Below are 12,741 nucleotides of genomic sequence, written 5' to 3'. Positions count from 1 at the left end.
GTGGTGTTCTGGGACCCAATTGAACGCAAAAGGCGGGCTTTGACCATCCCCTATATTTAGAGAGGTGGGTTCTGAGTAGGAAAGCAGCTTAGAAGTTGAACTCACCCGTGATGTAGAACCGGCGTGGGTCGCCGTAAAATCCGGTGAGCGTGCCTTCGAGGCCCAATGTCGGCACGAACGGAGTGCCCGGAGGCGTGCCGCCCGCGACGAAGTTATAACCTGCGACGATATATTCCTTGTCGAAGATGTTCTTCACGTGCGCGCCGATGGAGAAACGGTCATCGTCATCGGAGTAAACGATGCTTGCATCGGCCAGCACAAAGCCATCCTGATCAAGGAAGGGATTAGGCGTTTCAAACTGGCTCGCATCCGAACGAAGGGACAATACGCCGAAGAAATCGACCATGCCGCTTGCTGCTGGAATGCCAAGGTTAAAGCCCATGTGGGCGGTGATGTCCGGCGTGTTCTGGAACACGCGTTGATCGGCCACGTCATTGCCAAATGCGTCGATGAACTCGTTGAAGCTCGCATCGATCACGCCCAGCGACCAATTGACGCTGAAGCGCGAACCGTCGCCTGCAAAGTCTTCGCCAACAAGCGCATTACCTTCAAACTCGATCCCGTTGATGTCAGCGGACGCGGCGTTTGATGTGATGCCGATAAAGCTGTCGTTGATGCCGTCATTATTGCTGTCAACACCGACGGATCCGGGAATTTGCACATCGTCATACTGGCTTACAAAACCAGCGATGGAGATGTTCAAACGGTTGTCGAGAAGCGAGGCTTTATAACCAAGCTCGAAGCTGTCCACCGTCTCTGGCGCAAAGCGCAGGAACTGGAACTGATCATCAAAATCAATGTCGCCATCGCCATCAAGGTCAGGGGCCGCCGTGGTTTGCCCGCGCGGGTCAAAGCCGCCGCCTTTAAAGCCTTGTGAATAGGTGAAATAGACGTTGTGATCGGCGTTTGGCTGCCAGCTGATTGAGGCGCGCGGGTTGAAATCGGTAAAGGTTTCGCTGCCCAGAAAATCACTGGTCGTAGCAATCGCAATTGCCGGACTGTTCGGAATGAACAGATCGGAGAAACCACCGATGAAGGTCGTGCGCAAGACCCGGCTGGTGCGTTTGTCATTGGTGTAACGGCCACCCACGCTGATGCTGACGGTATCGGTCAGGTCATAGGTGAAATCGCCAAAAACGCTCCACGTTTCGGTGTCCACATCGCCCAAGGTCTGAGCATTCAAACCCGGCAGGCTGATGAGCGCGCCGGTGTTTTCAAGCAGCACGTCAAAGGCGGTGAAGGCGCTTGCATCAAGATAATACGCACCGACCACACCAGAAAGCCTGTCACCTTCATAAAGGATCTGCAGCTCCTGGCTGAATTGATCGTTTTCATAGATCGCAGGCACATCGAGGTCGCCCGATGGCAGCGAATCGAAGTCGATTGGCGTCGTTGATTTGTCTTCGCGATAGCCAGTGATCGACTTCAGAGTAATCGTATCGGAAAGCTCAATCGCAACGTTAAGCGCGCCGCCATAAGCCTCAACCTCCTGATCAACGACATTAAGTCCTGCGCGCGTGTCGAACACGTCGTCAAGCACGGGTGCGCCTGTCAAAAGGCCGGGAATAAGGCGCGAGCCCTGACGCGCTTCGCTATCGTCTTTGACATAGTCACCCGACAGGCGAACGAAGACAGGGCCGCTGTCATATTCGATTGTGCCGCGACCTGCCCAAACGTCTTTATTGTAGTTTTCGGTGCCCAGCGTCAGATTGTCACCAAATCCGCCGCGTGAGAGACGCGCACCGCTTGCCCCGATGCGCAGTTCATCGGTGATGGGCGTGGAGGCGGTGACGATAAGGTCGGCCTGATCGTAATTGCCAACGGTGCCGCGCACGCTGACACTTGTTTCATCGGGCAGGCGCGCGGTCACATATTTGATCGCGCCGCCGATGGTGTTGCGGCCGTAAAGTGTGCCTTGTGGACCGCGCAGCACTTCGATGCGTTCAACATCATAGACATCAAGAACGGCGGCCTGTGGGCGGTTGAGGTATACGTCGTCAACGTACACGCCAACGCCTGCTTCGAACCCTGCGACCGGGTCTTGCTGACCAACGCCGCGGATAAAGGCGGTGAGCGTGGTGTTAGTGCCGCGGCTTACTTCAAGAGTGATGTTGGGAACTTGTTGAGCGACTTGGGTAAGCTCAAGTACGCCTTGTTGCTCAAGCTGTTCGCCGGTGACTGCGGAAATGGAGATCGGAACGTCAATCAAACGCTCTTCACGCCGGCGTGCGGTCACGATGATGGTGTTGTTGCCTTCATCTTCACTCGCTTGCTCAGCAACCGAATTTTGCGCCATCGCCGGGCTAGCGAGCCCCGCAACAAAAGCGCCGCTCACCATAAGCAAGGCACGGCTTTTGGCCACGAATTTCAACATGAACTCTCTCCCAATTGTCTCGTTACTCCTCCCAGTATTGAAAGTTGAACCAACTTTCAAGTTAGAACTTGTGCCGCGCATTTTTTATCCCTAGGCGAGAGGCGGAGGAGAGACGGATGAGCGAGAGTGCGGCTGCATTTGAAAGTGCGGCATCTATCCCCAATGAGGCGAAAACACCGCGCACAGAGCGCGGGCGAAAGACGCTGCGCAAGCTGCTCGATGCTTCAGCGACCGAGTTTGGCGAAAAGGGTTTTCACGAGGCATCGGTGAGCTCGATCACGCGGCGCGCTGGCGTCGCGCTGGGCACGTTCTACACCTATTTCGACAGCAAGGACGCACTCTTCCGCGCGCTCGTCAACGATATGAGCGCAAACGTTATGTCGAGCGCGCGCGGCGCGATTGATGATGGCATGAGCGCGCTCGAAACCGAAGCGGCTGCTCTTTCCGCCTTTCTCGGCTTCGCGCGTGAGCATAAGGAAGTCTATCGCATCATCGACGAGGCCGAGTTCGTCGATCCGGCCAGCTACCGCCAGCACTATGAAACAATCGCCAAGCGCATCGAAGGGCGGCTTGCGGCGGGCGTCAAAGATGGGGAATTGCGCGACGATCTTGGCGAGCTTGAGGCGTGGGCGGTCATGGGGATGAACGTTTTCATCGGCCTTCGCTATGCGATCTGGGACACGGCCGGGCCCCGCCCCTCCCCCGATGATGTGGCTGCGCGGGTCAACCAGATCCTGCGCGCCGGGATTGCCAGACCCGCTGACTGATTGGCATGAAAAAACCCCGCCGGGCTCAGAGCGCGCGGCGGGGCTTTTTTAATAGGTCGAACCAAGCTTATTCAGCCGCGCCCTCGTCTTCAGAGGTCAGGCCAAGATATTCCAGCATATATTTCACATCCGGCTTACGCCCGGCGAAATTCTGATACATCTCGAAATAGTCCATCGTTCCACCGCGGCTCAGCACTGTTTCTCGGTAATGCTGACCCGCTTCACGCGACAAACCGCCATTTTCGGCAAACCAGTTGCGGCTGTCATGGTCGAGCATTTGCGTCCACAAATAGCTGTAATAACCAGCCGAATAACCCGTGGGCGAGGAGAAGACGTGGTTGAAATAGGTGCTGCGATAACGCGGTGGCACCAGATCAATTTCAAGGCCAAGCTCTTCAAGAGAATTGCGCTCGAAAGCCGACACTTTCTCAGGCGTATCAAGCGCCGCTGCCTCTTCCTTGGTGAGCGCAGACCACTTCATATCAAGCAGCGCCGCCTCAACCGTTTCGCCAAAGTCATAACCCTGGTTGAATTTGGAAGCCGCTTCGATCTTCTCGATCATTTCAGCCGGGATCGGTTCGCCTGTCTCGTAATGGAAAGCGTAGTTCTGCAGCACTTCTGGCCATGTCATCCACATTTCGTGAACCTGGCTTGGGTACTCGACAAAATCGCGCGCGGTCGCTGTGCCAGAGAGGCTTTCGTACTTCTGATCCGCGAAAAAGCCGTGCAGCGCGTGGCCGAATTCGTGGAAGGTGGTGTTGACCCAATCGAAACTGACGAGCTGCGGCTCGCCCTCTGGCGCTTTGGGGATGTTGAGCACGTTGTAGATCACCGGCTTGGTGTCCCACAGATAGCTTTGATCGACGAAGTTGCTCATCCACGCACCGCCGCGCTTTGATGGGCGCTGGAATGGATCGAAATAGAACAGGCCAAGTTCAGAACCGTCTTCCTCGAACACGGTATAGACCCACACATCTTCGTGATAGACAGGCAGGTCATAGCGACGTTCAAAGGTGAGGCCGTAAAGCTTTTCAGCCATGTAGAACACGCCGTCCTCAAGCACTTTGTCGAGAACGAAATATTCCATCACCGCGTCTTCATCGAGGTCGTATTTCTCGGCCTTGATTGCATTGGCATAGCGATACCAATCCCATGGCTTCACCTCATAATCGCCGCCATCTTCGGCGATGGCTTCGTTCAGCATTTCCGCCTCACGACGCTGCGTCGCGGCAAGAGCTGGAACCATTTGCTCCATAAAGCCAAGCGCGGTTTCAGGCGTTTCTGCCATGCGGTCCCACATGGTATAGCTTGCCCAATCAGGCTTGCCGAAAATCGCCGCTTTTTCTGCGCGCAATTCAGCGATGCGCGCGATCAGCAGGCGGGTGTCGATGTCGGTTGTGCCATCGGCGCGGTGATAGCTTGCCTCGAACAGCTTTTGACGGCTTTCGCGCTTATCCATCGCCGGGATCAATGGCTGCTGCGTCGTATTTTGCAGGGCAATGGCATATTTGCCTTCATGACCAAGGCTTGCCGCGAAATCGGCGGCTGCGCGAATGTCGCCATCCGAAAGGCCTTCGAGTTCGTCGACACTGTCAAAGATTACGGGTTGTTCCGCCATCGCATTGCGCGCCAATTGGCCAAATTCGGTTGTAAGTTCGGACAGCTGCGAGTTGATCGCCTTGACCTGCTCGACCTCGGCTTCGCTCAAAAGCGCGCCTGCTTGCACCATCGCGTCATACGTGCCTTCAAGCAGCTTTGCATCTTCGCGCGTCATCGTCATCGCAGCGCGGTTGTCATAAACCGCTTTTACCCGCGCAAACAGTTCCGGGTTCAAAGTGATGCTGTCGCCGTGGGCGGTGAGCTTGGGGCTCACCTCTTTGCGGATCGCATCAAGATTGTCGTTGGTGTGCGTGCCCGTGAGCTGGAAGAAAACCCGGCTCACCCGCCCCAACATCCGGCCCGATTTCTCAAGCGCTACGATGGTGTTTTCGAAGGTGGGCGCCTCTGGATTGTCGAGGATCGCCTGCACTTCGGCCTTCTGGATTGCCATACCTTGCTCGAATGCTGGCAGGTAATCGTCTTCGCTGATCTTGGTGAAGTCAGGCGCGTGGAACGGCAGCGTGCTATCGCTTGCGAAATAGCCGGTCCCTTCTGGGATTGCGGTGACAGCGCTCTCGCTGACGGATTGGGGTTCAGCGGACTGCGGCATGGTTGTGCAAGCCGTGGTTAGCGCAAGGGCGGAAACGGAAAAGGCTAATGGAGCCAGTTTGAAAGTCATGGATTGTGCAAACCCTCTTATATGTGTGTTGCCGAAGGACAAGCGCGCGAGGCCTTTCGGCGCGCGCAGCAAGCGCAGGCGTAATGGATTGTGTGGTAAGCCGATTGGATACCACGCGCAACTTGAATGCCAGATGGACGACGTGTGGGCTCGACGAACGTCGATCGCGTCGTCAATTGATCCGATAGGTAATCGAAGTCGTAAAGAACGACCGCACGGGCTGGCCTACCACATTGACCGCGGGTTCAAACTCGGCCTTTTGCATTTGCTCACACGCAGGCGATTCGAGCGTTTCTGTCCGCGTCACCTCGTTGATAACGCAGTCTTCGACCCCGCCTTGTTCATCAATCGTCACACGCATCCGCAAAATGGCGCTTTCCCCCCTGCGCAGCGCCGCTCGCGGGTAGCTGTCAACGATTCGCCGCGTAACTGCATCGCGGTTGGTCCACACCGGGCCTTTCGCCACAAGCCGCTGCGTTTCAACGTCAAAGCCCCAGTCTTTGAGCATATCGCTGGTGCAGGTGTTGAGCACCTCGAAAGCCTCGCCCAGGGGTCCTGTTTCAAGGCGCACTTCGCGGCTGCCTTGTTTGAAGGACAGATATTCGATGTCTGCGCCAAATTCGGAATCGAGCTGCCCTGATATGCGCACTGGGTCATTATCCGTGCCCTCATTATCTGAGCCCGCCTTGCGCGCTTCAATCAGGACGGCGGGCTGATCCTTGAGGAAATAGATGTTTGAAAACACCAGGCCATAACCAATCGGGCCAAGCTCTGCTTTCATCCCCGGCGCTTCAAAAGGCTCGGTGGCATCGCCCAGCGCGACGAGCGTCTCCTTGCGACTGGTAAACCGCCTGAACGATGGTCCGGCAACAGTGACGCTCGCGCCGCTGCTAGGAGAATGCTGATCGACCAGCAGGACGTGCTTATCCTCGCCCTCGCCAAAGGCGCGCGCCAAGCGGCATTTCGTTTCCCCGAAATCCACATTCCACGGTGTGCGCGCTTTTAGCACCACCGGCTCTTTCGCGGCTTCGGCAGGCGACGAAAGACCAGCCAGAACAAGCCCTGAAGCAAGGGCGGTTACGAACATACGCATCTGTGTTTTAGTCCTGATATTTGAGCTTTGTAGTCTTACCCGCGAGCAAGGCGCCTGGTGCAATCGTTGAGCACGTCAAACGCTTCGCCCAAAGGCCCGGTTTCAAGGCGAACCGCGCGGCGGCCTTGGGTAAAGGTAAGGTGGTCGATGGAATTGCCGATTGTCACATCAAGCTTGCTTGCCTCACTATCTTCGTCTTCCCCTCCAAAATCAAGGCCGGAGAAAACGATCCCGTAGCGCATCGTACCAAGCTGCGCTCTTCGGGGCTCGGCCTCGATTGTCGTCGAGCCGCCCAAATCAATCGACGTGTCTTTCTTCAACCGGAAGCGTTCAAACGATGGGCCTGCCACCGTCAGCGCCGCAGTGCTGCCTGCACCGGATTGATCAAGCAAAAGGACGTGCGTGTTGGGACCAGAGCCAAAGGTGCGCGACAGGCGGCATTTGGCAGCGCCGTAGTCCACATTCCACTTCGATCCAGCGGGAATTACATAGGGCTCTTTACCCGCCTGCGCGGATGATGGTGCTATTGCAAAAGCGCAAGCAGTGACGGCGGTAAGAACAGCAAGGCGCATGAATACCTCTCCTTAAAAGAAAAAAGGCCCGGCGACATGGTGTCACCGGACCTTTTATTTTGCAACTAGCTAAGAGGTATTAACGCGGTGCCATGCGGATACCGCCGTCGAGGCGTACGTCTTCGCCGTTGAAGTATCCGGTTTCGATCATGCACATGGCAAGCTTTGCATATTCTTCCGGAACGCCAAGACGCTTGGGAAACGGTACAGATGCCGCCAGAGCATCGCGCACATTTTGCGGAGCCGCTGCGAGGAGGGGCGTGTCGAAAATGCCGGGAAGGATCGTGTTCACACGCACGCCTTCATTCATCAGGTCGCGTGCGATGGGCAAGGTCATGCCGATCACGCCTGCTTTCGATGCCGAATAGGCCGCCTGACCGATCTGGCCGTCTTCGCCAGCGACAGAGGCGGTGTTGACGATCGCGCCGCGGTCGCCGTCTTCGCTCAGAGGATCAAGCGTAAGCATACCGGCAGCCGACTTTGCGATACAACGGAAGGTGCCGATAAGGTTCACCTGAATCACGAAATCAAACGCGCTGATCGGAAAGTGCTTGATCGAACCGTCTTCCTTGGAGCGGCTGGCGGTTTTGATCGCATTGCCGATGCCTGCGCAGTTAACGAGGATGCGCTCCTGACCGTGGGCCTCGCGCGCCTTGGCAAAGCCAGCGTCCACGTCTTCGTCGCTGGTCACATTGACCTTGCAGAACACGCCGCCGATTTCGGCGGCCATGGCCTCGCCCTTTTCTTCGTTCATGTCGAAAATGGCGACTTTGGCGCCTTTTGCAGCAAGAGCGCGCGCGGTGGCGGCACCAAGGCCGGATGCACCGCCTGTTACGACGGCAGGGGTGTTAGCTGAAACTTCCATTCTTTCTATCCTCTCAGATGTGTATCCCCGCGCAGGCGGGGTTCTCGTTCGGTTTGGTCGGAGGTCCCCGCCCCAAAATCTCTAGGCGCGGGGACTCGCAATTCGTTAAACGCTTTCGACAATCGTCACATTAGCAACGCCGCCGCCTTCGCACATGGTTTGAAGGCCGTATTTCTTGCCGTGGCGTTTAAGAGCGTGGACGAGCGTCGCCATCAGCTTTGTGCCTGATGCACCAAGCGGGTGGCCAAGCGCAATCGCGCCGCCGTGAACGTTGAGCTTTTCCGGGTCTGCACCCGTGTGCTTAAGCCACGCCATCGGCACAGGGGCAAACGCCTCGTTCACTTCATAAAGGTCGATGTCGCCGATTTTCATACCTGCACGCTCAAGCGCCTTATCAGTCGCAAACAGCGGTTCTTCGAGCATGATCACCGGATCGCCAGCGGTCACAGTCAGATTGTGAATACGCGCAATCGGAGTGAGGTTGTGCGCCTTGAGCGCCTCTTCGCTCACTACGAGAACAGCTGAAGAACCATCGCAAATCTGGCTGGCGCTTGCCGCGGTAACCATGCCGTTGGGGTCGATCAGCTTAACCCCTGCAATCCCTTCAAGCGTTGCATCAAAGCGGATGCCCTCGTCAACCGTGTGCATTTCAGTGCCTTCGGGCGTTTCAATCTCGACCGGCACAATCTCCGCATCGAAAGCGCCCGCTTCAACAGCCGCCTTAGCCTTGAGATGGCTGTTCAAGGCGAATTGATCGAGCTCTTCCTTGGTCATGCCGTGTTTCTTGGCGATCATTTCAGCGCCCATGAACTGGCTGAACTGGACGCCGGGGTACTTCTCCTTGACGCCGTCCGACATATAATTGCCAAGGCCTTCTTTCATGTGGAGCGTCATGTTCGAGCCCATCGGCACGCGGGTCATGCTCTCAACCCCACTCGCAATCACGATGTCCTGCGTGCCTGACATAACGGCCTGCGCTGCAAACTGGATGGCTTGCTGTGAGGAACCGCACTGGCGGTCGATCGAAACAGCAGGGGTGGATTCGGGGAGCAGCTTTGATGCAAGCACGCCCATGCGGCCCACCTGCCCTGCCTGTTCCCCCGCCTGGCTGACGCAGCCGGTCACGACATCGTCGATGGCCTTGGGGTCAACGCCGCTGCGCTCAACCACGGCATCGAGCGATTTGGCGAGCAGATCGACCGGATGAACGCCAGCAAGGCGGCCCCCACGGCGGCCCCCAGCGGTACGAACGGCTTCGACGATATAGGCGGTTGGCATAGTCTTGGGTCCCTTCCCGTTTACGTAAACGTTGCAATTTGCCACTCGCCTATTGCAGCCGCTTGAAGGAATCAAGCAGGCATAAATGTGAGTTCTTGATGCTGCATTGCAGCAAGATTGTCTCGCCAAGCGGCTGCAAACGGCTTCAAAGTTGCAACTGGCAAGCGTGGCGTAACAATGTTGCAATAATGATACATGGGCTGAGCAAGTTCGGGAGCGCGTGGCATTTCGTTTGCGGTGCAGGGCCACCTTGTTGCAATCCCCACCCAGCAAACGGGGCGTTTCTGCGTGCCGTTTTGTGAACCTAGTACGTTTTGCCGGCTCCGGGTCGGCAGCTAAGGGGACTTAGACACCATGAAGAAAACTTTTACTCTGAAAGCTAGCGCTGCGCCGTTGGCTTTGGGTCTTGCGCTGGTTTCATCGCCAGCTCTCGCCCAAGACGGGGAAGAAGCCGCTGAAGTCGAAGGCGATGCAATCGTCGTGACGGGTTCGCGGATTCAGAACCCTAACCTTGAGCTTTCAAGCCCAGTCACGTTCGTTGGTTCGGAAGAACTCGAACTGCGTCAAACCAACACTGCTGAACAGTTCCTTCGCGAACTGCCAAGCGCCGTGCCAAGCACCGGTTCTGCAGTGAACAACGGTAACGGCGGTTCGTCCTTCGTTAACCTTCGCGGCATCGGCTCGCAGCGTAACCTCGTCCTTCTCGACGGTCGTCGCTTCGTTCCAGCTGACACCACTGGCCGTGTTGACCTTAACTCGATCCCACTTGCTGTCATTGAGCGCACCGACGTTCTGACCGGCGGTGCTACCACCACTTACGGTGCTGACGCTGTTTCGGGTGTTGTCAACTTCATCACCAAGAAAGACTTCGCTGGTCTTGAAGCCAACGCAAGCTCGCAAGTCACCGAGCGTGGCGACGGTGAAACCTACCGCGTTGACCTTACTTTGGGTGCAAACTTCGACGATGGCCGCGGTAACGCGGTTCTGAGCATCGGTTACCAGGACACTGCCGCCGTATTCCAGGGCGACCGTGACTTCTCCGAGTTCAACGTTGGTTCGTTCAGCGGTGCTGCTTCGGGTTCTTCGAACGCTGTTCCAGCTGTGATCGTTGGCCCAATCCCAGGCGGCTTTGGTCAGCTCAACGAAGCTGGTACTGAAGTTCTTGAAGGCGTGTTTGATCGTCCGTTCAACTTCAACCCGTTCAACATCTTCCAAACGCCGTTTGAGCGTTACAACATCTACGGTTCGGCAAACTACGAAGTTTCCGACGCTGTCGAAGTGTACACGCAAGCCGTGTTCTCGAAGCAAACGGTTTCGACGATCATCGCTCCTGGCGGTTCGTTCTTCAACACCTATCAGCTGAACCTGAACAACCCGACCATTCCTGACGCGGTTGCGCTTCAGTTCTGTGAAGGCCTTGGTCTGTCTGACGCTGAATGTGCCGCTGGCCGTAATACGCCGTTCGGTGAAACGCTTGCTGACGGTTCGGCTAACCCCGACTACGTTCAGTTCGGCACTCAGGTTCGTCGTCGTTCGGTCGAAGCCGGTACACGTAACTCTGACTTCACCTCAACGCTGTTCAACATCGTTGCTGGTGCACGCGGTGGTATCACTGACAACATCTTCTGGGATGTGTCGGCGACCTACGGCGAATCAGAGCGTATCCAACGCCAGTCGGGCTTTGCTCGTTTTGACCGCCTGCAGCAGTCGCTGCTCGCGCTTCCAGACGGCACCTGCTCCGATCCTTCGGGCGGCTGTGTTCCGATCAACCTGTTCGGCACGCTCGGCAACCTTGGTTCACAAGAAGCCATCGACTATGTCTTCAGCCTGACCCAGCAAGTGCTCACCGCAACTTCGATCAAAACCGTCAACGGTAGCATCACCGGTGACTTTGGTTGGGGCCTTGCCGATACGCCGATCAGCTTTGCGACCGGTGTTGAGTATCGTGAATTCACCGCAACGCGTCTCTCGGACGAAGCTTCGCAAACTCCGGGCGCAGTTGTTGGTGGTGGCGGTGCCGCTCCTGACATTAACGGTTCGTACGACGTTTATGACGTCTTCGGCGAACTCATCATTCCTGTTCTCGAAGGCGTCCCTGGCGCTGAAAACCTGACGATCGAGCTTGGCGCTCGTTACTCGGACTATTCGACTGCAGGAACCGAGTTCACCTGGAAAGCAGGCGGTACTTGGGAGCCAGTACCTGGCTTCAGCATCCGTGGTAACTACCAGCGCGCAGCACGTGCACCGAACATCGGTGAGCTGTTTGCTCCGGTCACCACTGGCCTTGACAACCTCGCGAACGACCCATGTCAGGGTCCAGTTGCTCCAACCGGCAACCTGCTCGCAGCGTGTTTGGCTCAGGTTCCTGCCGGTTCGCCCGGTGCGGATGCCATCCAAAACGGTACGGTTCTTCCACCAGCGGCTGGTCAGATCAACGTGACCGGTGGTGGTAACCCGAACCTTGGTACGGAAGAAGCAACCACCTGGACGGTCGGTGCGATCTTCCAACCAGACGCAGTCCCAGGTCTTTCGATCTCTGTCGACTACTTCAACATCGAAGTTGACGGCGCTGTGTCTTCGCCAACCATTGGTGACGTGATCTCGCTTTGCTTTGACAATCCATCGGCAACGAACCCAGGATGTCAAATCACTGCTATTTCGCGTAACCCGACCACGGGTGGCCTTGACGGTGCACCGGATGAAACCCCAGGTCTCTTCCTCAACGCATCGAACCTTGGCGCAATCGAAACCAACGGTGTCGACATCGCTGTTCGTTACAGCACCGATCTGTCTGACATGGTTGGCCTGACGTTCTCGTCCAACGCTACTTGGACCAACGAGAACAACTTCCAAGCGACGCCAAACAGCCTCAACCGTGGTTGTATCGGTTTCTTCAGCGTCAACTGCGGCTCGCTGCAGCCTGAGTGGGTTGTCGACAGCCGTCTGACGGCGTCGTTCGACGACATCGTCAGTGTTTCGCTGCGTCACCGTTACTTGAGCTCGATGGAACAAGAGCCTCAGGACATCATCGACAACGGTGAAGCCTTCATCGGCAATTCACCACTGTTCGGTGACGTAGACTTCACGGAAATCCCCGCGGAGCACTACTTCGACCTTTCAGCTCAGTTCGATGCAACCGAGAACATTCTGTTCACGTTCACCGTCCAGAACCTGTTCGACAACCAGCCAACGGTTGTTGGTTCGGACATCGGTACGACAGCGTTCAACAGCGGCAACATCTTCCCATCGACCTACGACTCTCTGGGTCGTCGTTACGGTGCGAGCGTGAAACTGCGCTTCTGATCTCTTAAAAGATCAACCAAATCAAAGCAGGGCGGTCAGAAATGGCCGCCCTGTTTTTTTGTGCACCGTGAGCTTGACGCTGGCGGTTAGCGCCCGCCTCTAGAACAAGCGGTTTTGTTCTTGCGCTATCCGTGTTAGGCAGGGCGCATTT

General features: G+C 56.6%; 8 protein-coding genes. 2 read left to right on the top strand and 6 right to left on the bottom strand.

What is annotated here, in order from left to right; genetic code table 11:
- Positions 1-88: 88 nt before the first annotated feature.
- Positions 89-2,398 carry a TonB-dependent receptor gene (locus INR77_RS05335; RefSeq protein ID WP_370632316.1) on the bottom strand — a complete coding sequence of 770 codons (2,310 nt, stop codon included), beginning with the start codon at positions 2,396-2,398 and terminating at the stop codon, positions 89-91.
- Between the two features lie 152 nt (positions 2,399-2,550).
- Between INR77_RS05335 and INR77_RS05330 the strand changes: the two genes are divergently transcribed.
- Positions 2,551-3,201 (top strand): TetR/AcrR family transcriptional regulator, encoded by a 651-nt coding sequence (locus INR77_RS05330; protein WP_223072910.1) that lies wholly within the window; start codon positions 2,551-2,553, stop codon positions 3,199-3,201.
- A gap of 67 nt (positions 3,202-3,268) precedes the next feature.
- On the opposite strand, the gene INR77_RS05325 is transcribed toward INR77_RS05330, so the two are convergent.
- From INR77_RS05325 to INR77_RS05305, 5 genes are all read right to left on the bottom strand, one after another.
- Positions 3,269-5,479: a M3 family metallopeptidase gene (locus tag INR77_RS05325; RefSeq protein WP_255573951.1), complete on the bottom strand. Its 2,211-nt coding sequence runs from the start codon at positions 5,477-5,479 to the stop codon at positions 3,269-3,271.
- 172 nt (positions 5,480-5,651) lie between these two features.
- Positions 5,652-6,572, bottom strand: coding sequence for a TonB family protein (locus INR77_RS05320; protein ID WP_223072909.1), 921 nt, complete (start codon positions 6,570-6,572; stop codon positions 5,652-5,654).
- Positions 6,573-6,607: 35 nt separating this feature from the next.
- Positions 6,608-7,144, bottom strand: a complete 537-nt coding sequence (locus tag INR77_RS05315) for a hypothetical protein (RefSeq protein ID WP_223072908.1) — start codon at positions 7,142-7,144, stop codon at positions 6,608-6,610.
- A 79-nt stretch (positions 7,145-7,223) separates the two neighbouring features.
- The gene (locus INR77_RS05310) at positions 7,224-8,009 is read right to left on the bottom strand and encodes an SDR family NAD(P)-dependent oxidoreductase (RefSeq protein WP_223072907.1); all 786 of its coding nucleotides are present in this window, start codon (positions 8,007-8,009) and stop codon (positions 7,224-7,226) included.
- A gap of 105 nt (positions 8,010-8,114) precedes the next feature.
- On the bottom strand, positions 8,115-9,287 hold the full coding sequence (locus tag INR77_RS05305; RefSeq protein WP_223072906.1) for an acetyl-CoA C-acetyltransferase: 1,173 nt from the start codon (positions 9,285-9,287) through the stop codon (positions 8,115-8,117).
- A gap of 354 nt (positions 9,288-9,641) precedes the next feature.
- On the opposite strand from INR77_RS05305, the gene INR77_RS05300 reads away from it, so the two are divergent.
- Positions 9,642-12,590: a TonB-dependent receptor domain-containing protein gene (locus tag INR77_RS05300; RefSeq protein WP_223072905.1), complete on the top strand. Its 2,949-nt coding sequence runs from the start codon at positions 9,642-9,644 to the stop codon at positions 12,588-12,590.
- Positions 12,591-12,741 lie beyond the last annotated feature (151 nt).

The organism is Erythrobacter sp. SCSIO 43205, from assembly GCF_019904235.1.
Lineage (GTDB): Bacteria > Pseudomonadota > Alphaproteobacteria > Sphingomonadales > Sphingomonadaceae > Erythrobacter.
This window is presented reverse-complemented; position numbering and strand designations above follow the sequence as displayed.

Bases quoted from the DNA above. Each gene is read 5' to 3' on its own strand.
- INR77_RS05335 (WP_370632316.1), bottom strand. From the start codon at position 2,398: ATGGTGAGCGGCGCTTTTGTTGCGGGGCTCGCTAGCCCGGCGATGGCG.
- INR77_RS05330 (WP_223072910.1), top strand. From the start codon at position 2,551: ATGAGCGAGAGTGCGGCTGCATTTGAAAGTGCGGCATCTATCCCCAAT.
- INR77_RS05325 (WP_255573951.1), bottom strand. From the start codon at position 5,479: ATGACTTTCAAACTGGCTCCATTAGCCTTTTCCGTTTCCGCCCTTGCG.
- INR77_RS05320 (WP_223072909.1), bottom strand. From the start codon at position 6,572: ATGCGTATGTTCGTAACCGCCCTTGCTTCAGGGCTTGTTCTGGCTGGT.
- INR77_RS05315 (WP_223072908.1), bottom strand. From the start codon at position 7,144: ATGCGCCTTGCTGTTCTTACCGCCGTCACTGCTTGCGCTTTTGCAATA.
- INR77_RS05310 (WP_223072907.1), bottom strand. From the start codon at position 8,009: ATGGAAGTTTCAGCTAACACCCCTGCCGTCGTAACAGGCGGTGCATCC.
- INR77_RS05305 (WP_223072906.1), bottom strand. From the start codon at position 9,287: ATGCCAACCGCCTATATCGTCGAAGCCGTTCGTACCGCTGGGGGCCGC.
- INR77_RS05300 (WP_223072905.1), top strand. From the start codon at position 9,642: ATGAAGAAAACTTTTACTCTGAAAGCTAGCGCTGCGCCGTTGGCTTTG.